This window comes from Corynebacterium sp. HMSC056E09, from assembly GCF_001813425.1.
GTDB classification, from domain to species: Bacteria; Actinomycetota; Actinomycetes; order Mycobacteriales; family Mycobacteriaceae; genus Corynebacterium; species Corynebacterium hesseae.
Genome location: NZ_KV812507.1, coordinates 26,017 through 48,192, shown reverse-complemented (window position 1 = coordinate 48,192; position 22,176 = coordinate 26,017). Strand labels below are relative to the sequence as shown.

22 protein-coding genes and 1 tRNA gene are annotated in these 22,176 nt (G+C 60.1%); 15 read left to right on the top strand and 8 right to left on the bottom strand.

Features of this window, described 5'->3' with window-relative positions:
• Positions 1 to 6 precede the first annotated feature (6 nt).
• Positions 7 to 1,050 carry a 4Fe-4S dicluster domain-containing protein gene (locus tag HMPREF2912_RS08050; RefSeq protein WP_070524873.1) on the top strand — a complete coding sequence of 348 codons (1,044 nt, stop codon included), beginning with the start codon at positions 7 to 9 and terminating at the stop codon, positions 1,048 to 1,050.
• Positions 1,047 to 2,141: an NrfD/PsrC family molybdoenzyme membrane anchor subunit gene (gene nrfD / locus HMPREF2912_RS08045; protein ID WP_070524875.1), complete on the top strand. Its 1,095-nt coding sequence runs from the start codon at positions 1,047 to 1,049 to the stop codon at positions 2,139 to 2,141. Before HMPREF2912_RS08050 ends, nrfD begins: the two co-directional genes overlap by 4 nt.
• Here the strand turns inward: nrfD and selD are convergent.
• Positions 2,131 to 3,108 (bottom strand): selenide, water dikinase SelD, encoded by a 978-nt coding sequence (gene selD, locus HMPREF2912_RS08040; RefSeq protein ID WP_070524877.1) that lies wholly within the window; start codon positions 3,106 to 3,108, stop codon positions 2,131 to 2,133. The genes nrfD and selD overlap by 11 nt on opposite strands.
• A gap of 35 nt (positions 3,109 to 3,143) precedes the next feature.
• On the opposite strand from selD, the gene HMPREF2912_RS08035 reads away from it, so the two are divergent.
• From HMPREF2912_RS08035 to selB, 3 genes are all read left to right on the top strand, one after another.
• Positions 3,144 to 3,238: transfer RNA gene (locus HMPREF2912_RS08035), tRNA-Sec, on the top strand.
• Positions 3,239 to 3,262: 24 nt separating this feature from the next.
• Positions 3,263 to 4,546, top strand: coding sequence for an L-seryl-tRNA(Sec) selenium transferase (selA, locus tag HMPREF2912_RS08030; protein ID WP_198531058.1), 1,284 nt, complete (start codon positions 3,263 to 3,265; stop codon positions 4,544 to 4,546).
• Positions 4,547 to 6,337 (top strand): selenocysteine-specific translation elongation factor, encoded by a 1,791-nt coding sequence (gene selB, locus HMPREF2912_RS08025; protein WP_070683799.1) that lies wholly within the window; start codon positions 4,547 to 4,549, stop codon positions 6,335 to 6,337.
• 71 nt (positions 6,338 to 6,408) lie between these two features.
• On the opposite strand, the gene HMPREF2912_RS08020 is transcribed toward selB, so the two are convergent.
• From HMPREF2912_RS08020 to HMPREF2912_RS08010, 4 genes are all read right to left on the bottom strand, one after another.
• The gene (locus HMPREF2912_RS08020) at positions 6,409 to 7,233 is read right to left on the bottom strand and encodes a hypothetical protein (protein WP_070530361.1); all 825 of its coding nucleotides are present in this window, start codon (positions 7,231 to 7,233) and stop codon (positions 6,409 to 6,411) included.
• A 54-nt stretch (positions 7,234 to 7,287) separates the two neighbouring features.
• The gene (locus tag HMPREF2912_RS12895) at positions 7,288 to 8,067 is read right to left on the bottom strand and encodes an MFS transporter (protein ID WP_141746410.1); all 780 of its coding nucleotides are present in this window, start codon (positions 8,065 to 8,067) and stop codon (positions 7,288 to 7,290) included.
• A gap of 397 nt (positions 8,068 to 8,464) precedes the next feature.
• Complete coding sequence (locus HMPREF2912_RS08015) at positions 8,465 to 9,760, bottom strand: hypothetical protein (protein WP_141746411.1); 1,296 nt, start codon at positions 9,758 to 9,760, stop codon at positions 8,465 to 8,467.
• 10 nt (positions 9,761 to 9,770) lie between these two features.
• Positions 9,771 to 10,808 carry a substrate-binding periplasmic protein gene (locus tag HMPREF2912_RS08010; protein ID WP_070562834.1) on the bottom strand — a complete coding sequence of 346 codons (1,038 nt, stop codon included), beginning with the start codon at positions 10,806 to 10,808 and terminating at the stop codon, positions 9,771 to 9,773.
• A 49-nt stretch (positions 10,809 to 10,857) separates the two neighbouring features.
• On the opposite strand from HMPREF2912_RS08010, the gene HMPREF2912_RS12890 reads away from it, so the two are divergent.
• Together HMPREF2912_RS12890 and zupT are read left to right on the top strand one after the other, a co-directional pair.
• Entirely contained in the window at positions 10,858 to 11,046 is a 189-nt protein-coding gene (locus tag HMPREF2912_RS12890; protein ID WP_141746412.1) for a hypothetical protein, read from the top strand.
• Positions 11,047 to 11,055: 9 nt separating this feature from the next.
• Positions 11,056 to 11,853, top strand: coding sequence for a zinc transporter ZupT (gene zupT, locus HMPREF2912_RS08005; protein WP_070524888.1), 798 nt, complete (start codon positions 11,056 to 11,058; stop codon positions 11,851 to 11,853).
• Here zupT and HMPREF2912_RS08000 read toward each other — a convergent pair.
• The 3 genes from HMPREF2912_RS08000 to HMPREF2912_RS07990 are packed head-to-tail and all read right to left on the bottom strand — an operon-like array spanning position 11,846 to position 14,061.
• Complete coding sequence (locus HMPREF2912_RS08000; RefSeq protein WP_070597046.1) at positions 11,846 to 12,763, bottom strand: DUF808 domain-containing protein; 918 nt, start codon at positions 12,761 to 12,763, stop codon at positions 11,846 to 11,848. The genes zupT and HMPREF2912_RS08000 overlap by 8 nt on opposite strands.
• 42 nt (positions 12,764 to 12,805) lie before the next feature.
• Positions 12,806 to 13,342 carry a ribonuclease FAU-1 family protein gene (locus tag HMPREF2912_RS07995; protein ID WP_070562841.1) on the bottom strand — a complete coding sequence of 179 codons (537 nt, stop codon included), beginning with the start codon at positions 13,340 to 13,342 and terminating at the stop codon, positions 12,806 to 12,808.
• A complete protein-coding gene (locus tag HMPREF2912_RS07990) occupies positions 13,342 to 14,061 on the bottom strand; it encodes an Rv1157c family protein (RefSeq protein ID WP_070562844.1) in 720 nt (239 codons plus the stop codon). The genes HMPREF2912_RS07995 and HMPREF2912_RS07990 overlap by 1 nt, the downstream gene beginning before the upstream one ends.
• 272 nt (positions 14,062 to 14,333) lie before the next feature.
• Here HMPREF2912_RS07990 and typA point away from each other — a divergent pair, with 272 nt between their 5' ends.
• The 8 genes from typA (at position 14,334) to HMPREF2912_RS07950 (ending at position 22,137) form a co-directional block, all read left to right on the top strand.
• Entirely contained in the window at positions 14,334 to 16,244 is a 1,911-nt protein-coding gene (typA, locus tag HMPREF2912_RS07985) for a translational GTPase TypA (RefSeq protein ID WP_070524897.1), read from the top strand.
• Between the two features lie 102 nt (positions 16,245 to 16,346).
• Positions 16,347 to 17,948 carry an ABC transporter family substrate-binding protein gene (locus HMPREF2912_RS07980; protein ID WP_070562847.1) on the top strand — a complete coding sequence of 534 codons (1,602 nt, stop codon included), beginning with the start codon at positions 16,347 to 16,349 and terminating at the stop codon, positions 17,946 to 17,948.
• On the top strand, positions 17,941 to 18,807 hold the full coding sequence (locus HMPREF2912_RS07975) for a PIG-L family deacetylase (RefSeq protein ID WP_070562850.1): 867 nt from the start codon (positions 17,941 to 17,943) through the stop codon (positions 18,805 to 18,807). Before HMPREF2912_RS07980 ends, HMPREF2912_RS07975 begins: the two co-directional genes overlap by 8 nt.
• Positions 18,804 to 19,196, top strand: coding sequence for a hypothetical protein (locus tag HMPREF2912_RS07970; RefSeq protein ID WP_070562118.1), 393 nt, complete (start codon positions 18,804 to 18,806; stop codon positions 19,194 to 19,196). Before HMPREF2912_RS07975 ends, HMPREF2912_RS07970 begins: the two co-directional genes overlap by 4 nt.
• Positions 19,197 to 19,246: 50 nt before the next feature.
• Complete coding sequence (fdxA, locus tag HMPREF2912_RS07965; protein ID WP_070524905.1) at positions 19,247 to 19,570, top strand: ferredoxin; 324 nt, start codon at positions 19,247 to 19,249, stop codon at positions 19,568 to 19,570.
• Positions 19,571 to 19,573: 3 nt separating this feature from the next.
• Complete coding sequence (gene dapC / locus HMPREF2912_RS07960; protein ID WP_070562115.1) at positions 19,574 to 20,659, top strand: succinyldiaminopimelate transaminase; 1,086 nt, start codon at positions 19,574 to 19,576, stop codon at positions 20,657 to 20,659.
• Positions 20,660 to 21,466 carry a pseudouridine synthase gene (locus HMPREF2912_RS07955; RefSeq protein ID WP_070597047.1) on the top strand — a complete coding sequence of 269 codons (807 nt, stop codon included), beginning with the start codon at positions 20,660 to 20,662 and terminating at the stop codon, positions 21,464 to 21,466.
• 107 nt (positions 21,467 to 21,573) lie between these two features.
• Positions 21,574 to 22,137 carry a GtrA family protein gene (locus HMPREF2912_RS07950; RefSeq protein WP_070562861.1) on the top strand — a complete coding sequence of 188 codons (564 nt, stop codon included), beginning with the start codon at positions 21,574 to 21,576 and terminating at the stop codon, positions 22,135 to 22,137.
• Positions 22,138 to 22,176 lie beyond the last annotated feature (39 nt).

The following is a 22,176-nucleotide window of genomic DNA, read 5'->3' as shown; positions in this document are numbered from 1 at the left end:
GGACCAATGGCTAATCTTTTGACCGAAAAGGCTGATAAGCACGGCTATGAGTCCTATCAGCGCATGGCTTTCTTTACGGATACCTCGATTTGCATTGGCTGCAAGGCCTGCGAGGTGGCGTGTAAAGAGTGGAACCGAAACCCGGTTGAGGGGTACGCGGTCACCGGTGACTCTTATGACAACACTGGTTCGCTGGGCGCCAATACTTGGCGCCACGTGGCCTTCATTGAGCAAAGCAACGAGCGTATTCAACAGGCTCGCGAGGAGGGACGGAAACTTGTTTCGCTAGGCATGCCCAAAGCTTCCGCCCCAAGCATGACCCCGGATACCGATGATTTCCGGTGGTTGATGTCCTCCGACGTGTGCAAGCATTGCACCAACGCTGGATGCTTGGACGTGTGCCCGACAGGCGCGCTGTTCCGTTCCGAATTCGGCACCGTCGTGGTCCAAGATGATGTGTGCAATGGTTGCGGGACATGCGTGGCCGGTTGTCCGTTCGGCGTGATTGAGCGCCGCGATGACGGCGGCGTGACGCTGAAGGCGGATAAAACGGCCACCGTGGACTACCAGGTTCCGGACCACGCGGGCGTAAACGTGTTGGCAAAGCTGAAGCAACTCAAGCCGCAGGGCCCCGACCATACACCGGGACAGGCCATGCCCATTAAGAATCTGGGCGTGGCCCAGAAATGCACCATGTGCTATGACCGCCTGAAAATTGGTGAGCAGCCTGCCTGCGCCAAGACCTGCCCGACGGACTCCATCCAATTCGGCCCCTACGAGGAGATGCTTGCCGCAGCGCGGGAGCGCGTGCGCGTCCTCCACGAGCAAGGGCTGACGGAGGCTCGTCTCTACGGAGCAAACTCGCAAGATGGTGTTGGGGGAACGGGATCAATCTTCTTGTTGCTCGACTCTCCTGAGGTTTATGGGCTGCCGCCGGATCCGCGCGTGCCCACGGCGGATTTGCCGCAGATGTACAAGACCGCAGCGAAAGCTATCGGAGGAATGGCGCTGGCTGTGGCCGGGGCATTCATGTTGGGAGGCCGCAAGTGAGCGAGTTTGATGAGTACCGCCCGCCGCAGGAGCCTAGGCGCAGGCGTGGCGGCGGCAAGAAGCGCCGGCGTGGACGAGTCGGAGCCGGCGCACAGGATGGTTCCAAAGAAGAGCGCATGGCCGAGGACTTCGAGTTCTCCTCGTATTACGGCAAGCCAGTAGTCAAGGCCCCGCCGTGGGAGTGGCCCATCGGCGGCTATTTCTTCCTCGGCGGCGTGGCCGGCGGTTCTGCGATGTTGGCCGCCGGTGCCCAGGCCACTGGGAACGCACCGCTGAAACGCTCGACGCGGTTGACGGCTTTCTCCGCGGCGTCGGTAGGTTCGGTCTTTTTGGTGCTGGACCTCGGCCGCCCAGAGCGCCTGCTCAACATGTTCCGCGTCTTCAAGGTGACCTCGCCGATGTCCATCGGCTCGTGGATCCTGGGCAGCTTCGCTTCCGCCGCGGCCCTGCCCGCGGTCGTGGAAGCGGACGAGCTGGTCGGTGGTGTGCTGCCGGAGCCGCTTCGCCGCCTCCTCAATAAGGCCGCGGGCCCAGCAGGCGCTGTCGCCGGCGTGCTTGGCGGACCGCTGGCGGGTTACACCGCGGTGCTGTTGGCCAACACATCAAACCCGACGTGGAATGACGCGAAGAAGCACCTGCCCTATGTGTTCGTGTCCTCGGCCTCGGCAGCGGCGTCGGGTGCTGTCATGGTCTTTACCCCGGTGGAGAATGCGGGCGCGGCACGAGCGCTCGGTATTACTGCCGCAGCGGCCGATCTGGCCGCGACCCGTGTCATGGAAGCGAACATGGAGCCTGAGCCTCTTCGCCCGCTGCACGAAGGCACGCCCGGGAAACTCATGAAGGCCTCTGAGGCGCTCATCGCCGCGGGTGGGGTGGGAACCGTAATCGCGTCGGCGACAAAGTCGCGCGCGGTGTCGGTGGTATCCGGCGTGGCGCTCATGGCGGGATCCGCGTGCACGCGCTTTGGCGTGCTCAACGCTGGGCTGGAGGCGGTGAAGGATCCGTCGACAAGCATTGGCCCCCAAAAGCGGCGCGCTGAAGCCCGCCGCAGGGCAGAGGGCCTCAGCCATTCGACGGTGACTAGCGGATAGAAATCCGTGCATCGCCCGGCACAGTCCGGCCAATGACTGGGTAGCCGGGAACCTCGCCGATGACGAGGAGTCCACCGGATGTTTGGGCATCGGCGAGGAAAATCAAGTCTTCCTCGCTCAAATCTGTGTCGAGGTGGGGGCGCACCCAATCCAGATTGCGGCGCGAGCCACCCGGGATGAAGCCATCCGCCAAGGCATCCTTGGCACCTTCAATCGCAGGAACAGCTGAGAAGTCCAGCTCTGCGCCTATACCGGAGGCGCGGCACATCTTGTAGAGATGGCCCAGAAGACCAAAGCCGGTGACATCGGTTGCCGCGCGCACCCCGGCCGCCACGGCTGCCGCAGAGGCATCCCGATTAAGCGCGGTCATGGAGTCCACCGCGGCCTGGGAGACCTCACCGGTGGTTTTGTGCTTGTTATTGAGGATGCCCACGCCAATCGGCTTGGTCAGCGTGATGGGAAGTCCAGCTTCGGCGGCGTCGTTGCGCAGGATTTTATCCGGGTGGACGATACCCGTGGCTGCCAAACCATAGGTGGGTTCCGGTGCGGTGATGGAGTGGCCGCCGGTAATGGAGATGCCGGCCTGAGATGCCACGTCCATGCCGCCGCGCAGAACCTCGCGCAAAATGTCGAGACCAAGCACCTCGCGTGGCCAGCCAACCAGGTTGATGGCGGTGATGGGGGTGCCGCCCATGGCGTAGACGTCGGAAAGCGCATTGGCAGCAGCCACGCGGCCCCAGTCATAAGGGTCATTGAGCATCGGCGTGAAGAAATCCGCGGTAGAGATGACCGCCAGGCCGTTGGGGATGCGCACGGCGGAGGCATCGTCGCCGTCGTCAAGCCCGACCAGCACGTTGGGGTCCGCGGTGCCCACGAGGCCCTCCACAGCAGACTCGAGTTCTCCCGGGGGAATCTTGCAGGCGCAACCGCCACCGGCGGCAAAGGACGTAAGTTTAATGTCAGTCATAAGTCCTACTTTAGCCCCGTGTAAGGTGAGCAGACGGAGGCGTACGTGTCCTGGTGGGCGCCCCGGTCTTCAAAACCGGTGAGGCCGAGCATCTCGGTCTGGCAGGTTCGATTCCTGTCCGTCTCCGCCATGTGCGCAGCTAGGAGGAACTTTGATGACTGACCCCCGCCGCTTTATCCCGAAGATGGATGAGATCCTCCAGTACCCGGCGGTGCAGGATGCCCACCACCGCCTGGCGCCGCACTCGGTGCGCGGGATCATCGACGCCGTGCTTGCCGACGCCCGCTCCGGCTCCCTCGCCCCCTCCCAGATTGAGGAGGAGCTGGCCACCAGGCTCGATGCTGTGCAGCCATATTCCTTGCGCCACGTCATCAACGCCACTGGCGTCATCATCCACACGAACTTGGGCAGGGCTCCTTTACCGCCGGCAGCGGTAGATGCGCTAGTGTCCGCGGCATCGTATACGGACGTTGAGATGGATCTGGACAGCGGCCTGCGCTCACGAGATAGGGGCCGCGCGGCCGTTGATGCGGTATTGGCTGCATGCCCCGGCGCGGAGGATGCGCTGATAGTGAACAACGGTGCCTCCGCGCTGCTGTTGGCTACGGCGGCCTTGGCCCCTGGCAAGGAAGTCATCATCTCCCGCGGTGAGCTCATCGAGATTGGCGCGGGATTCCGCTTGCCCGAGCTCATCGAGTCCACGGCCACCCGCTTGCGCGAGGTCGGCGCTACGAACCGCACTCACCTGGCGGACTATGAGCGGGCGATGGGGGAGGACACGGGAGCCATCTTGAAGGTGCATCCCTCCAACTTCCTGATCAGTGGGTTCACTTCTTCGGTATCGGTTGCTGAGCTTCGTGCGCTCACCGACTTGCCGCTCATCGTGGATATCGGTTCGGGGTTGCTTAGACCAGATGACGCGCTGCCGGCAGAACCCTCCGCCAGCGAGGCTCTTCGCGATGGCGCCGACGTTGTCCTCTTTTCAGGGGATAAGCTGCTCGGCGGCCCGCAGGCCGGGGTGCTCGTCGGTGCAAAGGAAGCGATTACTGCGTGCAAGAAAGATCCGTTGGCGCGGGCGGTGCGCATCGATAAGCTACGGCTCAACGCGCTCGAGGCCTCTCTGTCCACGCCCTCCAACGCCGTGCAGGACGCGCTCCACATTGATCCGCAGCGCCACCGCGAGCGCACGGAGAAGGTGGCAGCGGCAGTTGGCGGTGAGGTCGTCGAACACGCCGGACGCGTCGGCGGTGGCGGGGCACCCGAGGTGCCGCTACCGGGGTGGGCCGTGGCGTTGCCAGAGGAGTTGGCACGGCCGTTGCGGTTGGGTGAGCCTCCTGTGGTGGCGCGCGTGAATCAGGGGCGCTGCCTGGTGGATGTGCGGTGTGTGCCGGAGGCACAGGATGCCGAGCTCATCGCGGCATTGCGGGCGGTGATCTAGGTGTATGTAGTGGCCACTGCGGGGCACGTGGATCACGGCAAGTCGAGCCTGGTCAAGGCGCTGACGGGGATGGAACCGGACCGCTGGGAGGAAGAAAAGCGGCGCGGATTGACCATCGATTTAGGATTTGTGTGGACGAGGCTGGGCTCGGGCGCGGACGTCGCATTTGTCGATGTGCCGGGGCACGAGAAGTTCTTGGGCAACATGCTGGCCGGGGTGGGGCCGGCATCGGTGGTTCTCTTTGTGGTGGCGGCCGATGAAGGCTGGCAGGCGCAGTCCACCGATCACCGCGATGCTCTGCGCGCTTTGGGAATTGAGCACGGCGTGGTGGCGCTGACTCGTGCTGATAGGGCTGATACTGCCCGCCGGGTAGAGGTCGCCGTACAGGTCAAGGCAGAACTGGCTGGAACAGCGCTTGCCGACGCCCCCATTGTCTACGTCTCCGCAAAGACCGGCGAAGGCGTGGAGAAGCTGCGTGCCGAATTGGATAGCGTGCTTGCTGCTATGCCCGCGCCGGATCCGCAGGCGCGCGTGCGGTTGTGGGTGGATCGCGCCTTCAGCGTGAAGGGTGCTGGCACCGTGGTGACGGGAACGCTGGCGGCCGGGACGGTTTCGGTTGGCGATGACCTTGAGCTCAGTGGGCAACGCGCCACGGTGCGTGGGGTGCACAGTGAGAACAGGGCAGTGGACAGCGCTGCACCCGTCACGCGCGTAGCGCTCAACCTGCGCGGGGTGGCCGCGGACCAGGTTCATCGCGGAGATGCTTTGCTTAGCCCTGGGTGCTGGCGTGTGCTCGACACCGTGGATGTGCGGCGAACGTTCGGTACTAACATGAGCGAGCTTCCACAGAACCTCGTGGTGCACATCGGCACCGCGGGAGTGGGAGCGCGGCTGCGGCCTTTAGGAGGTGAGTTCGCGCGGTTGACTCTGGAAAGCCCGCTACCGCTTACTTTGCTCGATAGGTTTGTGGTGCGCAGTCCGGGCGGGCGGCACGTCGTGGCCGGTTTTGAGGTGGTGGATGTACACCCAGCTGAATTGAATAGGCGCGGCGATGCCAAGAAGCGCGCTGTTGAGCTAGAAACTTTAGAAGCCACGAGCCCGGCCCAGTGGCTCAAGCGCTGTGGCTACGCGGAGCTGCGTGGTCTTGTGCGCGATGGCTTTTCGGTGACAGAGAAGCCAGCGGGAGTCATTGAGTTCCGCGACTGGTGGATCGCCGCCAGCCAGGTCACTGCGTGGAAAAGGTCTTTGATTCAGACTGTGGAAGCCCACGCCAAGGCGAATCCGCTCTCCCCGGGGCTGACGAAGGCAGCGGCCATGGATGCACTGGGACTAACCGAGCCGGCCTTGTTAGGTCTGGCGGTAGCAGCTGCCAAGCTCGAGACAGTTGATGGCGTACTGCGAATGCCCGGGCAGACAGTCGACCTTGGCCCCGCGGAGAGGGGAGTGGCGGAACTCGAGCAGCAACTGCGTGAAGACCCCTTTGCTGCCCCGGAAGCGGAAGACCTCAAAGAGTTGGGCCTGGGACCGAAAGAGCTGGCCGCTGTTGAACGCGCTGGGCGCCTGCTCCGGCTGGCTAACGGTGTGGTGCTTCTGCCTTCAGCTCCGCGCGAGGCACTCGCCGTGGTCTCACAGTTGGAACAGCCCTTCACCCTCTCGGAGGCGCGCAAGGCACTTGGAACGACGCGCCGGGTTGCCATCCCGGTGCTGGAGCACCTCGACGCTACGGGTGCGACGCGCCTAGTCGACGGAAAGCGATTCGTGCGCGCGGCAGGGGCAAAGGAACCAAAGTAAAGGCACCATTTGGGGCCGGTTTTCGGGGAAACCCCAGTTCAGTGTATTAGGTTAAGCGCATAAGGTGCCAGTTAAAAGGTGTCTTTGGGGGACGTGAAGGCGCGTGGACCGGCCGGCAGCGGTGAGGTAAGGGGATCGGCCGGGGCAGTGAACTCCCAATCGGCATTGGGGTTGAGCACTGGCGGGATGGCAGGCTTGTTCGGGTCGATCGGCAACGGCGGGACTGCGGGGGCGAAGAGCGCTTCGGGGTCTATTGGAAAGTCCACTGCGATGCGGCCCGCGCCAGCATAAGCACGGGCGGCAAGGGAGGCACTGGTTTGTGTGGCGGCCGCGAACGCGGCGGCCAACGCTGGGGCATCGGAGAGCTCCGCGCACGGTCCGAGGACGAGGTTGTCGTGGGTGGCGAGGACGGTGTCGTCGAGAAGCACGAGCGTCACGAAGAACTGTTCCGTACCCATCGTGCGGAGCTGATATGCGGTGAGCTCGCCTTCCGCGACGCGAACAAGAGCGCCCTGCCCGCCACTGAGCAGCGCGGTACCCGCAGGCTGGTTGTTGGCGGGAACCATCCACGGGTCGAGCCCCAAAGCGAGGGCGATCTCCACCTCGCCGTCGACAATGTCGACGGTGGCATGCGTCGCCGGGTTCATCGCCGCCGTGCGCAGTCGATTTAGGGCGGGATACTCTGCGGACTCCGCACCATCGAGTGAACCCAAGAATCCGAAATCTGAATGTACGCGCCAGCCCCCGGTGGTGGGGTCGGGGAGCAAGGAAACGTCGACGAGCGCAGGCTCCTGCGCCAACCCAGGGATGCTCAACGCGGTGGAGAAGTTCACGTGCTCAAGAACCGCGACGTGCTCGACACCAAAATAAGAAGGAGCTAGCGGATATAGCGCCATGGTTGCGACAGTCACCTCGTGGGTCAGATGGGAATCGACGGACTTGTCTCAAGCTTACGCAGGAGGATGTTCAAATCTAGTTGTTCTCCATTTCCAAAATAGTCGTGTGCCGATTAACAAGGCGAGGCACATTAAACCAGAAGTCATAAACGCACAAACAACTCCGAAAGAATCATAAAGCCATACCAGGATTGGTCGTAAAACTAGTAGTGCTGCTCCGCTAATGGCGGACGCAATTGAAAGGGCAGTAACTCGAAACTCTGAAGAGGAGTAGGTGGCGATAACTATCTCGCTAAACGTGGTAGAAAATCCACAAATTACTGAACCTAAAATAATAAAAAGGGATCCCAGCGGGATGCTATAATTTGACAGCAACCCAGATGATACATAGACGAAAGAGATAGCGATTAATAGAACTGAGTGAGACATTACTGTACGTCTGACCGTATGGCTTGAAAACCAAGCTCCTATGGCCTGGCCGGCTGAAAAGGCGGCAGCGATCGATACGTAGAAAAAGCTGATTACTGATGGTGGAATTGATTCGTCATGAGCCACAGGTTGGAACAAAATCCTAATCGAAATACTTACAGTAATAATGCTAGATAAACTTAAGATGCCAAACTGGAGTAGGGGTTCTCCCCGAACTATTTCGTTAAAATGCGAATGATTAGTCTTTGACTTAACGCTTGGTGGGTTAGGTAACCAAAAAGATAATGTAAGACCCATCGCTGATAAGAAAGCAGTGAGCAAAAAGGGAAGCGGTGGAGAGATTTCAAAGAGAAACCCCGCAAAAATTATCGAGAGTGCAACCGAAGTACCGCTGACAATCTTCATGAGAGACAGAAATTTGTGCGGTGGAAAATCGACGTAATTAGATTCGGCGAGTTCCCAGGTATAAGCGGTGTCTAGGCCAGACGCCATAGCCCACAAGAATCCCCATGCCGTCCAGGTGAGGACTAGGGCGGGTAGATTCGGGGTGAATGGGAGGAGGAGAAACACTATTGTCGTAAAGGCGCATACGAGCTTAATGCTTGTTGTTCTTCGAAGTGATGAGACGAGTCGTCCCGCCGGTATTTCTGAAATAAGTAAGACCCCGTGAAAAACCGCATCGGCGAGAACGGCTTCAGAAGTGCTAAAACCTTGGTGCTTTAGAAGAAAAAACCACGTCGGGAACCAGAACTGCACGTCAAGACAAAACCGAAGACCAGCAGTCAAAAGAGCTGTAGACATCTTATAGACCTTGTCGACGATGCCATGCGAATAGAAACATTAGCAGCATGGATATCGCCAGCGATAGCAGCACGACAGCATCCATCGGTTGGGAAGAGAGCCAAGAAGTGATGCTGCCGCTGCCAAGGTCGAACATGGTTTGTTCAGGGTCAGAAGCTGCGTCGCGGCCAAATTGAACTAGCCCGACCGCAGTGGCTAGTAGTGAGGTAAGGCCAATTCCGAGAAGTATAACATCAGTTACAACTGCCGACTGCTCTTGCTGCTGAGTTGCAAGGTGATCCAACTGTGCCTTGCATAGCTCTATCTTTCGATTGACCGGTGTGTAAAGGTCATCTTCGAAATTCCAAGCTTTCAAGTATTGATTTACATAATTCATTTTTTGTCGGGATGAGTATTGGCGGTACTCATCGTACATAAGTATGAACTCTATAGCTGAATTAACGGAGTCGTTTAGTTCATGGCGCAATTTAGGTAGCGCATTTTCACCCTTTGGAGCCATAGAAGTATTTAATATACTGCGTAAGCGGTGGTCTACCTTCTGTAAGGCTGCCCAAAAGAACTGAGCATGCTTTAGTGCTGACCATTTTGCATTGTTTGTCTCGGGATACTCTAAAGCGTGAATATGATTCATCCATCGTGCAACCTGTGCGCGTGTGCCCTTTTTGAGTTCATCAAATTCAGCTATGTTCTCGTCATCCACGCCCGATACCCAAAGCTGAGCAAACCTAGTAAGTAAGTCGTTCGAACGGGGGAGCTGTATTGCACGTGTCACCCAGAGTGGTTCAGCAGCCACATAGGAGTCTAGTGCTACGAATTGCTCTGCATTCTTGTTGAGCTTTTTAGACCAGGTATCAATGAGGGCTCTGCTGATGTCCTCGGCTAGAGTTTTGGTCGTTGCTTCGCAGTATTCCCGAATCTGATCTTCGACCGGGTTTATGTCGCCACTTTCTACGCATTTGCGAATCAATGAGTCATCTACATCGACCTGGCCAGTCGCGATCAGAACGCCATGGTCATACAAAGTCCATTCTGCGATTTCACCGACTAGTTCAATTCCATCAGCGGCTTCGGGGTGCTGGATGCGCTGTGTACCTTCAAGCACTTCTTGTGACCAAGGATGTTCTGAGGCTGCGGCCTTTGCCCAGCCTGCTAATCGTTGATCCGCGGCCGAGCGTGGTGAGACGAGCGAATCCAGTTCAGTTTCCTGGACCGTGTTTTTTAGGAATGCAAGGTAATCAGTCTTAGCCCTATCACGAATTCCTGGCGAAGACGTGATGCCGAGGTAAATCGGTGCCATCCACCTAAACTTAGCCATTAATTACCTCTAGGTTATCAATATGAATCTTGGCAATGCGGCCGGAAAAAGGACCTGAGGTGATTTTAACCTCGGCCATTTCGCCGTCCGAACTTGGCCAATGTCGTAGGATCCCTTCCGTGCCGCGTGGAGTGCGGCCGATCAGCATTTCGTTCTGCGCGGAATAGACTTCAACTGCTCGATTATCTCCGGTGGAGAGACTAACTTGGGTATCTGCGTCTGCGACTTCTTTTAGGTGAGTCTTATATGTTGTTGTCTGTTTATATTTTCTTAATCCTTCATTGAATTGGGACATGAGGAGTTTCGATTCGTTAGAACTATTCATGAAAAGGTGTAAGCCTCTGGTATCGGAGCTTAAGTTGGGGTCCAGCTCGACGATTTCATACAGATCGGCGCTGTCTTCGAACGTGGGGCTCTCTAGAATTGTGTTCCCCGCAATGCTTCCTTCTGCAACGAGATCCACTTGATCGTTGGCTAAGGCGTTAAACGCCTCATAGCCGTCGTTGAAAGTGGAGAATGAGGCTCCAGAGTTGTCGAGCTCGTCCCAGTACTGGTAACCAGAAATTCTTCCAATGCGTATATCGCTGAGGTCGTTTTTGGTTTTCTCCTTAATGCTGTTTCCTTGCTTACCGAATAAGACGTATGAGAAGGAAAGGATTGGGTCGCTGTAGCTTCCGTATTCTTTTCTGTGGGGAGCATCGACGACAGGGGCTACGCCTATCGAAACGTTGTCCAAAACCTCACGTTCCGCTGATGCCCAGTCGGAGTAGCTAAAGCTAACTTGTATCCCCTGCATACGAAAAATGTCTCGGATCATTTCCGCTACTGGACCGTCATTACGTAGATTCGGGCCGATATACGGGTCCCATTCAGCAGCGGAGATCGTTGCATTGGTGATTTTCTTGGGTGGTGTTGCACGAAATTGGCTAAAAACAATAACCGTGGTCGCAAGTACCAGAGCTACAAGAATTAATGATCGGATCAGTCCCATTCTTCTCTGTGGGACAATCTTGTTAAAGAGTTGCTTCATAGTAGAATTCTAAAATTTAACAATAATATGTTGGTTTGGCTTTGGCTGGTTGATAGCTCTAAAGTACCAATCCAATTTCACCGTAACTGAAGCTACCTCGTGGTACGCGCGCACGGATGAAGATGGACACGCCGTGGGCTATGACTACGAAACCGGCGAATACACCGACGACGACCCGACAGTCAAGGACGGCGAGTCACTTGCGCTACCGCCAGAGGACAGCACAGACAGGCTATAGTTTCCCACTATGGATCTAGCCACCATCGCCTTTGCTTTCAGCCTCGTGCTGTTGTCTGGCTTGTCGACGTCCATCGGTGCCGCCCTGGCCGTCGGCAAGCGCGAGCCCGGGCCGAAGTTTATGGCCGCAGCCCTGGGGTTGTCTGCGGGCGTGATGCTCTACGTCTCCTTTATGGAGATCCTGCCGCAGTCCCTAGAGAAGCTGGAAAGCACCCTTGGGGCAGAGGCCACTGCCACGTGGACGATGATGGCGGCGTTCTTCGCCGGCATTGCGGTCATCGCCATTATCGACCGCCTCGTTCCCGAGGAGATTAACCCGCACGAGCCGGCCACTACAGAGGAAGAAGCACGCCGCAAGAGGCTGATGAAGACCGGCATGTTCACCGCCTTCGCACTGGCCATCCACAACTTCCCCGAGGGATTTGCCACATTTCTTTCGGGCCTCGAAGCCCCCGAGATTGCGATCCCCGTTGCGGTGGCCATCGCCATCCACAACATTCCGGAAGGTATTGCGGTTGCGGTTCCCTTGCGCAGTGCCATGGGATCGCGCACGAAGGCATTTTGGTGGGCCACGATTTCTGGGCTCGCTGAGCCTGTCGGCGCCATTATCGGATTCGCTCTGCTCATGCCGTTCATTGGCCCGATGACGTTTGGCATAAGCTTTGCCGTCATCGCAGGAATCATGGTGTTCATCTCCCTGGATGAGCTTTTGCCCACGGCGGAGGAGACCGGCGAACACCACTGCGCCATCTACGGCCTCATCGCCGGTATGGCGGTCATGGCAGTGTCCCTCGCGATGTTTATTTAACGCGCTCCGCGGTGGCCTTGACCGCCATGATGATGGTGACGATAACGGAGCCGAGAACAAAGCCGCACAACATGGACAAGCCGGTGTCCGCCAACCAGGCGAGCGCGCCATTGCTGATGCTCTCGGTCACGTGGTGGATGAAGCCATAAGGCTGCTCAGCGCCGAACTCGCTCAAGCCCTTGACCACGATGTGGCCGCCGACCCACAGCATGGCGGCGGTGCCAATGATGCCGATGATGTTGAGCACGATGGGCATGCCCTTGACCAAGGCGGTACCCACGGCCGAATCGCCATCGTGGCGCTTGAGCAGGGCGAGGCCGATATCGTCCATCTTGACCAAGAGCCCGACGGCGCCATAAACACCTAAGGTCAAGAGAATGCCGACGGCAACCAAGGCGCCGAGGCGCAGCCAGAAGGGCTGGTCGATGACCTCGTTGAGGGAGATCACCATGATCTCGGCGGAGAGGATGAGGTCCGTGGTGATCGCGGATTTGACCAGGGAATCTTCGGCGTCGGCGCCCTTTTCTTCTACGGTTTGCTCCTCCTCGCCGCGGTAGAGGATAGCATGGAAAATCTTTTCCGCGCCTTCGAAGCATAGGTATGTGCCGCCGCACATGAGGATAGGGGTGAGCGCCCAAGGAGCGATCCAGGACAGGATCAGGGCAATAGGCAGGATGATGACGAGCTTGTTGATGAGCGAGCCCTTGGTGATCCGCCAAATCATCGGCAGCTCTCGCTGCGGCTCGACGCCTTGGACGTATTGAGGCGTGACAGCGGCGTCATCGACGACGACTCCCGCTGCTTTCACCGAGGTCTTTCCGGCCAATGCTGCTACGTCGTCGACGCTGGAGGCAGCGGAGCGGGCGATCAGGGCGACGTCATCAAGCAGGGCAAAAAGGCCACCGGCCATGGCTCACTTCCTTGTGGTGTAGGGGTAAGTGTTTACCCTAGGTTACTCGGCAGGAACGAGCTCCACATTTTCTGCCCAGGTAAGTTCCATGCCCAGCGTGCGCAGCCAATTCATGGCGTCATCGCCGTAGCGTGTGATGCCCTCGACGGCGGTAAGCGTGCGCTCCATGGCGCGCTCGGCCTCCTCGGCGCTGATGAGGCCGTTGGAGGTTGCGGCGGCTAGCTCGTCGATGTCGAGCACATCAACCGGCTCGCCGGAGGTGGAGACCAAGTCGACATAAAGATCGCGGGTAGTCCACACATCACCGTCGACGTCGATATCAGCGACGTCAATGTAGAAATCTTGGTGGACATCCACGCCCTCGCGGAAGTGGAAGATATTGGCGCGCAGGCCCAGCTCCGGCAGCAACCAGGATTCAAGGTAGCCGAAGCGCGGGTGGTTGGCGCCGCGGGCCATGTAAAGGCCAAAGTCGGTGACCCGGTAGGTGTCTACCTCCCGCTGAAAACCTTTCGGGTCGACATTGATGTTGTCGGTGGTGTTAAAGGTTTCTTGCTTGACTGGGTGCAGGTCAGTGCTCATTAGTTCACCTCGAGGTAAGCCGCGGTAGGTGGGAAAGAACACGAGGATTCAGTAGTGTTGACCGCGCCAGAGAGGACCGCCACGACGGTGCCCTTGCCCGTTGCTGCGCGGCCCGAGACCGTGGTCGGCCCATCGGCGTTGATGCCGTTGTTGAACAGGGGAGTGGTGCCGAACTGGAAGGTATCCAGGTTGAACCACTGGACGCTCATGGCACCCTGCTGCTCAGCGGCGGTGGGGGTGCCTAGCGCGGTGAAGAGGAAGACGGTTTCTCCTTCGCCTGCGCCTGGGGCCGGCATATCGGTCGGGCCAGGCACGGCGATGGCGGAGCCCACCGAATCGCCCTGCCCGCCGATGCACTGCGCGGAGACCGTAGGCCAGTAGAACTGGCGGAAGCCGGGGTTGTTTCCCTCCGGCAGGGCCACACCGCCTTCGCCGCCGTCACCGGCGGAGAAGTTAAGGGCGGTGAGGATGGCGCTGCGGGCCTCCTGCGGGATCCATGGCTGTGCCGCGAAAGCGCGAACACGCTCCTGCGTCTCCGGGGTGGGGCGGCCGAGGCTGTCCAGCGGGCTACTGCTCTGTGGAATGTTCACCAGCGAGGAGAGATCGGGGGCGCCGGCATGTGCTGGCGTGATGCTGAGGAAGCCCATCATCACGGCAGCAGTTAGTCCGGCGACGCCACGGCGGGCGGAGCGGGAAGAGCGCTGTTCGGAAAGGGCCATGGAAAATCCTTGTGTTTGGGTATGGGAACGTGGCGGCAGGAAACTAAATCACATGCGTCACAATAGTATCTGCTGCCACAATATTCACTTTTTTGGCGTAGTCAACTCTAAATAGAGACCTACTGTGCGGTATGTCGGCTGTTGATATCGTTTCGTTACATCGCGCGCTAATGCGTGCGATGCGCGCGATGCTGCACATGAAAGGGCTAGAGAGTATATTTAAGGGCCGTTCATACCGCTAACGCATCATGCTTTAAAGGAGCACCCCACACGTGAGTAATACTGAGTTCCGTAACGTAGCCATCGTCGCACACGTTGACCACGGTAAAACCACCCTCGTCAACGGAATGCTGGAGCAGTCCGGCGCTTTCGGCGACCATGGCGAACACTCGGACCGCGTCATGGACTCCAATGATCAGGAGCGCGAGCGCGGCATCACCATTCTGGCGAAGAATACCGCCATTCACCGCAAGGGCCTGGGCAAGGACGGCGGGGACCTCATCATCAACGTTATCGACACCCCGGGCCACGCCGACTTCGGCGGCGAGGTCGAGCGCGGTATCTCCATGGTGGACGGCGTCGTGCTGCTTGTCGACGCCTCCGAAGGCCCCCTCCCGCAGACCCGCTTCGTGCTCACCAAGGCACTGGAAGCCAAGCTGCCGGTTATCATCTGCGTGAATAAGACCGACCGCCCCGACGCCCGTATCGACGAGGTCGTCACCGAAGCGCAGGATCTTCTGCTGGAAATCGCTGCCGGCCTCGAAGATGAGGAAGCAGCCGCTGCCGCCGAGGAACTCTTGGACCTGCCGGTTCTCTACGCTTCCGGCCGCGAGGGCAAGGCCTCGACCGAAAACCCGGGTGACGGCAACGTTCCTAACGCCGACGACCTGCAGGCGCTTTTCGACGTTATCTACGAGGTCCTCCCTGAGCCCTCCGCCAAGGTCGACGCCCCGCTGCAGGCCCACGTGACCAACCTGGACTCCGACGACTTCCTGGGTCGTATCGCACTGCTGCGCATCTACTCCGGCACCATCAAGAAGGGCCAGCAGGTGGCCTGGATGCACTACGACGACGAGGGCGAGATGCACGTCAAGCAGGTCAAGGTGGCCGAGCTGCTGCGCACCGTCGGCTTCGAGCGCCAGCCGGACACCGAGGCCATCGCCGGCGACATCGTGGCTATCTCCGGTATCTCCGACATCATGATCGGTGACACCATCGCCGACGTCGAGGACCCGAAGCCGCTGCCGCGCATTAAGGTCGACGAGCCGGCTATCTCCATGACCATCGGCGTGAACACCTCCCCGATGGCAGGCCAGGGCGGCGGCGACAAGCTGACCGCCCGCATGGTCAAGGCCCGCTTGGACCAGGAGCTCATCGGTAACGTCTCCATCAAGGTGCTGCCGACCGAGCGTCCCGATGCATGGGAGGTACAGGGCCGCGGCGAGATGGCACTGTCCGTGCTTATCGAGAACATGCGTCGCGAGGGCTTCGAGCTGACCGTCGGCAAGCCGCAGGTGGTCACCCAGGTCATCGATGGAAAGACCATGGAGCCCTACGAGATGCTCACCATCGACTCCCCATCGGAATTCCAGGGTGCCATCACCCAGCTGCTGGCCTCCCGCAAGGGCCAGATGCAGTCCATGGACGTCCGCGAGGGCGACTGGGTCCGCATGGTCTTCCGCGTCCCAGCGCGCGGCCTGATCGGCTTCCGCACCCAGTTCCTGACGGAGACCCGCGGCTCTGGCATCGCCAACTCCATCTCCGATGGTCTCGACGTGTGGGCCGGAGACATCAAGGCTCGCCCGACCGGCTCGCTCGTGGCCGACCGTTCCGGCCAGATCACCGCTTATGCTCTGCAGCAGCTGGCGGACCGCGGTGACTTCTTCGTGGAGCCGGGCATGGAGGCCTATGAGGGCATGGTCGTCGGCGCCAACAACCGTGATGAGGATATGGACATCAACATCACCAAGGAAAAGAAGCTGACCAACATGCGCTCCGCCACCGCCGACGCCACCGTCACGCTGGCTAAGGCCAAGACCCTGTCCCTCGATGAGGCGCTGGAGTTCTGTGGCACCGATGAGTGCGTCGAGGTGGGCCCGAAGGTCCTGCGCGTGCGCAAGGTTGAACTGTCTGCCACCGACCGCAAGCGCGCGGCCGCACGCGCTAAGCAGCTCAACAAGTAGGCCGCTGTGGGCGTCGCCAAGCGGCGCCCCACCGCTAGGACCACCTGCCCCGGGGTATTAAAATAGCGCGGAAGAGTTTTCCGGACGTAAAGGTTGTGTGGAGTGGACCGTTTCCTGCCCCGGCTCGGAGTCATTCTCGCAGCCGCCGTGCTGACTGCATGCCAAGCCAACCCCGGGCCGCCGCCGGTTGTGGACGAGGAAGATCGCAGCGCCACGCCCACGAACTCAAGCACCACCAGTCCGCCGCCGGAGAAAGCACCCGAGGAAGACGCACTGCCGAAGCGCAGCACCGTGGCCATTGGGGTGGACCCGCTGCGCGGCGGGCTTAACCCGCACCTCGTGGCGAATAATTCGGAACTGGTCAACCAAATCGCGGAGCTAGTGCTGCCCTCGGCCTTCCACGGGGACCAGATGGACACGGATGTCCTCGAATCCGCCGAGGAAATCGACGCTCCGGGCAGCATTGCCATGCGAGTGCGCTACACCATCGCCGCGCCAGCGCAATGGTCCGATGGGACGCCGATCACAGGCTCTGACTTCAATTATTTGTGGTCCCAGATCACGCGCACTCCGGGCGCTAAAAACGTGTCCGGTTACCGGGCAATTTCGGCCGTGCGGACTTCCGGTAATGGGCGAGTGGTCACCGTGGACTTCGACCACCGCGTGGAGGACTGGCACAAGCTCTTTGCCCACCTATTGCCCTCCCATGTGCTGGAGGACAAGGACTTCACCTCGGCCTTAGCTGAGGGTATCCCAGCCTCTGCTGGACGTTACCTCGTCGAGGGGATGGACCGCGGGCGAGGGATTATCACGCTTAACCGCAATGACCGGTTCTGGGGAGAGGATCCCGCACATATCGACGTGATCCAATTGCGCGCTGTGCGCGATACCGCACAGGCGGTGAACATGCTGCGCTCGCACCAGATTGGGTTTGCTGACTTCACCCCGCAGCAGACCACCCTGGAGAATCTGAGCCTGCTCAGCAACGTCAATACCGGTGTGGTGACCCGGCAGCGTCAGCTCCGCCTGGAGATGTCGGCCGCCGAGGGCGCACTCGAGGAACAGCCGCAACGCCGCGCCTTGGCTTCGCTGCTCAACACCGACCAGCTGGCCCGGCTTGCCACCGGCCGCGCTTCGGAGCTCGAACCGGGGGAGAATCCCTTCGATAGCAACGCAGAACTTGCCCCGCTGCGTGAGCGTGCGGGCCGCAAACCCGTGCGCATCGCCGCGGATCCCCTCAATCCAACTGCCCTGGCTGCGGCCACCACCATCGTGGACGTGCTGCAAGCCAAGGCCATCGACGCGGAGGTCGTCACCGAACGCCCGACTACCATAACCTCTGACTTGCTCCCGGCTGGCAAGGTAGATGCCGTGGTGGCGTGGGACGAAAACGGCATCGATGCGCTGAGTCTGGCTAACTACTTCGTGTGTGCAACGCCCACACGGCCTGCGGCAACGCAGTCGGGGTTCTGCCCTGAAGAGTCCGCGAAGACTGCTACCGATATTTTGTCGGGAAAGCTCGACTCCGCAGCGGCTCAAGAGCAGGTGGAGCACCTCAACAAAGAAGAAGTTCTCTTCGTCCCGTTGCTTAATGAGGTGCGAATCCACGCTTTGGGCAAGGGTATTGTTGGCCCCGGACAAAGCATCAAGGACTGGGACTCCGGTCTGATTAGTGCACCGCAGTGGAGGAAAGACGATGAATAAGGATCTCACCGGCTACCGTGTCGTGGCCGTTCACGCGCACCCGGATGATGAGGTGCTCTTTACAGGCGGCACGTTGGCGGACTTGTCCGCGCGCGGTGCGGAGGTCACCGTGATTACCGCGACGCTGGGGGAGGAGGGCGAAATCATCGGCGAGCCCTACCAAGGCCTCGCGGAAACAGATCAGCTGGGAGGGTTCCGCGCTTGGGAGCTTAAGCACGCGCTCGACGCATTAGGCGTTGATGGCATCCAGCTAGGCGGCTTCGGGCATTTTCGCGACTCCGGGATGGAAGGTTCCGCCGCCCATGATCACCCGCGGGCCCTGGTCAACCGTGTGGAGGAAGCAGCAGACCTGTTGCGCGGCCACCTTGAACAACTGCGTCCGCACGCGGTGCTGACTTATGGCCCGGACGGCGGCTACGGTCACCCAGACCACATCGCGGTGCACAAGGCTGTGCATGCGGCCGCCGCACCAGAGCAGCGCATTTGGTGGGCGGTCTTCGAGCGCGCGGCGCACTATCGGGGTCTGGAGGTCATCACGCCGCCCGAAGGCTGGAGCCTGCCGGACAAGGCGTACCTGGACAACTTCACCAACGCCGGCTGTGACGTGACCTATGAACTTCGCGACGCGGCACGTGCTGCCAAGCGCGCAGCCATGCTGGCGCACGCCACGCAGATCTGGCTTGCCGACGGCTCCCTCACCACCGTCAACCCCTACTCCGCCCAGGCGGGACTTCAGGACCCCGCCCAAGTCCCCGCCGCTTATGCCTTGTCCAATCTGCTCACGATGCCGCTGCTGCGCCAGGAGTTCTACCAGCTTGGTCAGGGAGAGCCGCAGGACTCATTGCTGGGGGAGAAGTGACCGAGCGCGCCATTCGCACAGACTTCTCTCGCGGCGAGCAAATAGGTGGCCTGGTGTGGCTGGTCGTGGGAGCGCTCTGCTCGCTGACGCTCGAGGTGGTCTACCTTACCGCCCGGGTGCCGTGGTTTGACGGGGCCAGCGTGGCCTTTCCCATCACCATCCTCATCGCCTTCTGGTTCAACGGGGTGTTGACTCGCACAGCGCGTCTGTGGAGTGAGAATCCCTACATCGCAGGCGTGCCAGGACTGGCCTGGGTCGCAGGTTTTCTCGCGTTCATGCTGGGAGCCGCCTTCGGGGAGGGCAGCCTGCTGGCCAATAATATTCTCAGCCTGCTGCTGTTCGCCGCGGGAATCGCGGGCAGCGTTTGGCCATTTTTCGCCTCGGAGTAGCATACTGTTATTCGTAGAAAACCCGTGACACACAGGAGTTTAAACACCTTATGACTTACACCATCGCGCAGCCCTGCGTCGACGTGATGGACCGCGGCTGCGTTGAAGAGTGCCCGGTCGACTGCATCTACGAGGGCAAGCGCATGCTCTACATCCACCCAGACGAGTGCGTGGACTGCGGCGCCTGCGAGCCGGCTTGCCCGGTGGAGGCCATCTTCTACGAGGATGACGTCCCGGATGAGTGGTTGGACTACAACGACGCCAACGCTGCCTTCTTTGATGATCTCGGCTCTCCGGGTGGCGCAGCAGCACTTGGACCGCAGGACTTTGACGTCCCGATGATCGCTAAGCTCCCACCCCAGAACCAGGAGTAGAGTATGAGCCGCACGCCGCTTGGACGCACGCTTCCGGATTTTCCGTGGAACTCGCTTGCCGGTGCCAAGAAGAAAGCCCAGGCGCATCCGGACGGGATCGTTGACCTATCGGTGGGCAATCCCGTTGATCCAGTTGCCCCTGGCGTGCAGTTAGCGCTGTCCGCAGCGGCCGAGGCTCCCGGCTATCCGCAGACTCAGGGCACTCCGGAGCTGCGCGAGGCCATCGCGAAGGCACTTGAGCGCCGCTACACCATGAACGTGGACGCGGTGCTGCCGGTCATCGGCACCAAGGAGGCCATCGCCTGGCTGCCCACTTTGCTGGGCATGCGCGGTGAGACCGTGGCTTTCCCGACGGTGGCTTATCCCACCTATGAAGTCGGTGCGCTCTTGGCCGGTGCTAAGCCGTTGCGCGCCGACGAGGATTTCCAGGATGCGTCGCTCGTGTTCATCAACTCGCCGTCGAATCCGACGGGCAGGGTGCTGGGCGTCGAGAAGCTGCGCGAGATCGTCGCTTGGGCGCGCGTGAACAATGCCATCGTGGCCTCGGACGAGTGCTACATGGGCTTGGGTTGGGATGATGAGAACCCGCCGGTGTCCATCTTGGACCCGCGCGTGACCGATGGCGACAATACCGGGCTTATCGCCATGCATTCGCTGTCCAAGAGCGCGAACATGGCCTCCTATCGCGCCGGTTTCTTTGCGGGCGATGCCAAGCTCATCGCCGAGCTGCTGGAGCTGCGTAAGCACGCGGGGCTCATTGTTCCGGGCCCCATCCAGGCGGCGATGGTTGCCGCGCTTGACGACGACCCCTCCGAAGCCCTCCAGCGCCAACGCTACGCCGCGCGCCGTGTGGATCTCATGCGGGCGCTGACCGGAGCTGGTTTTAGGATCGAGCACTCCGAGGCTGGGCTCTACCTGTGGGCAACGCGCGGTGAGAACTGCCGCGAGACCGTCGACTGGCTGGCCGAGCGCGGCATCCTCGTTGCACCGGGTGATTTCTATGGCCCAGCGGGCGAGCAGTTCGTGCGCATTGGCCTCAACGGTACGGACGAGCGCATTGCAGCGGCCGTCGCGCGCTTGGCTGAGTAAGTGGCTTTTCGCCCGCCGGCGCGGGAGGGGATTAGCCCGCGCAAGGTGATGCTCACCGGCACTGTGCCCGCCACACCTACCTATTGGGCAGGTGAGGCGGGCGATTCCGCGTTTTCTCCTGGCACTCGCTTGGAGCCCGGCACGGTGTTGCCTGGCCCTACGCTGGCGTGGTATCACCCCTCGGTACCTTCCGAAGAGCCCATTCCCTTTGATTACCGGGTGGTATATGAGGACGGGGACCTGATAGTCGCGGACAAGCCGCACTTCTTACCCACGACGTCGAATGGTCGCATCGTCCGCGAGACGCTCCAGACACGCTTGCGCGTGGACTTTAATGAGGACTCCATCGTGCCGCTGCAGCGGCTGGACCGGTTGACTTCGGGGTTGGTGCTGTGCTCGCGCAATCCCCGCACGCGCGCTGCGTATCAGCAACTCTTTCAGGAGCGTGCGGTGGTGAAGCACTACCGGGCTCAGGTGGCCGCGCCCTTCTCCTTCGACGGCACTGTACGGCTGGGGATGCGGCGCGTGCGTGGTGAACGTCAGGTCCTCGTGGATTCCACCGGTACGCCTACGGTGACCCGCGTGCGTGCTAGTGGAACGACTGCCGATGTATGGCCGCTCACCGGCCATACCCACCAGATCCGCGTGGTACTTAACCACCTGGGACATCCGATTGTGGGGGATGATACTTATCCCGTGGATCGAGGCTTGGATCTTTATGATTTCTCCACGCCGCTGCTGCTTTCCCATGTCGCTTTGAGTTTTAGCGATCCAGTTACCGGCCGCAACCGGGAGTTTCAGCTGTGAGATTGGGCGCTAATGCGGCGTGCGTTTTAGTTTGTGCTGAATGAGGGACTAAACTCAAACGAAGTTTTATTCATCATATTTGAGCATTTTGTACGAAGGGCGTGTCCATGGCGGATCTGAGCTTTGCTCGCTTTGCCTCGAATTTTGGCCAGTTCATTAAGTTCGGTCTGGTTGGCGGTTCGGGCGCGTTGGTCAATATTGCAGTTTCAATCCTGGCCGCAAAGTGTGGATTGTCCTGGTTCGGCGCTACGCCGCATGACGCGATGTTCAACCTCTTCGGCACCCAGTTTCACGTGCGCTGGTTCATGCTCTTTTCCACCATCGCCTTCCTCGTTGCGAATACGTGGAATTACCAGCTCAACCGCATGTGGACTTTTAAATCCGTTAGCAAAGTCTCGTGGTTGCGGGGTTTCTTCCCGTTCCTCATTACGGGCATTGGCGCGTATTTGGTAACTCTTGCTGTGCAGTACTTGCTGATGAATCCGACCTCGCCGTTGCAGCTGCCGCCGCATATTTTCGACGACTCTACCGGCTTCCGCACGATGTACTACTGGGCCAATGCCATTTCAATCGTGGTAGCCATGCCGATTAACTTCATCTTCAACAAGCTGTGGACCTTCCGCTCGAAGCCCAAGGCGCCGGTCGTGGTCCACGAGACGGAACCGGCTTAAAATCGACCCTTCGCCCCGCCTGCCCTTCGCGCTCACCAG

What these genes read in the sequence shown, in the direction of transcription:
- HMPREF2912_RS07990 (WP_070562844.1), bottom strand. Translation starts at nt 14,061, where the DNA reads ATGGCCCTTTCCGAACAGCGCTCTTCCCGCTCCGCCCGCCGTGGCGTC.
- HMPREF2912_RS07995 (WP_070562841.1), bottom strand. Translation starts at nt 13,342, where the DNA reads ATGAGCACTGACCTGCACCCAGTCAAGCAAGAAACCTTTAACACCACC.
- HMPREF2912_RS08010 (WP_070562834.1), bottom strand. Translation starts at nt 10,808, where the DNA reads ATGAAGCAACTCTTTAACAAGATTGTCCCACAGAGAAGAATGGGACTG.
- HMPREF2912_RS12895 (WP_141746410.1), bottom strand. Translation starts at nt 8,067, where the DNA reads ATGAAGATTGTCAGCGGTACTTCGGTTGCACTCTCGATAATTTTTGCG.
- zupT (WP_070524888.1), top strand. Translation starts at nt 11,056, where the DNA reads ATGGATCTAGCCACCATCGCCTTTGCTTTCAGCCTCGTGCTGTTGTCT.
- HMPREF2912_RS07950 (WP_070562861.1), top strand. Translation starts at nt 21,574, where the DNA reads ATGGCGGATCTGAGCTTTGCTCGCTTTGCCTCGAATTTTGGCCAGTTC.
- HMPREF2912_RS08050 (WP_070524873.1), top strand. Translation starts at nt 7, where the DNA reads ATGGCTAATCTTTTGACCGAAAAGGCTGATAAGCACGGCTATGAGTCC.
- selA (WP_198531058.1), top strand. Translation starts at nt 3,263, where the DNA reads ATGACTGACCCCCGCCGCTTTATCCCGAAGATGGATGAGATCCTCCAG.
- dapC (WP_070562115.1), top strand. Translation starts at nt 19,574, where the DNA reads ATGAGCCGCACGCCGCTTGGACGCACGCTTCCGGATTTTCCGTGGAAC.
- fdxA (WP_070524905.1), top strand. Translation starts at nt 19,247, where the DNA reads ATGACTTACACCATCGCGCAGCCCTGCGTCGACGTGATGGACCGCGGC.
- HMPREF2912_RS08000 (WP_070597046.1), bottom strand. Translation starts at nt 12,763, where the DNA reads ATGGCCGGTGGCCTTTTTGCCCTGCTTGATGACGTCGCCCTGATCGCC.
- HMPREF2912_RS08015 (WP_141746411.1), bottom strand. Translation starts at nt 9,760, where the DNA reads ATGGCACCGATTTACCTCGGCATCACGTCTTCGCCAGGAATTCGTGAT.
- selD (WP_070524877.1), bottom strand. Translation starts at nt 3,108, where the DNA reads ATGACTGACATTAAACTTACGTCCTTTGCCGCCGGTGGCGGTTGCGCC.
- HMPREF2912_RS07975 (WP_070562850.1), top strand. Translation starts at nt 17,941, where the DNA reads ATGAATAAGGATCTCACCGGCTACCGTGTCGTGGCCGTTCACGCGCAC.
- HMPREF2912_RS08020 (WP_070530361.1), bottom strand. Translation starts at nt 7,233, where the DNA reads ATGGCGCTATATCCGCTAGCTCCTTCTTATTTTGGTGTCGAGCACGTC.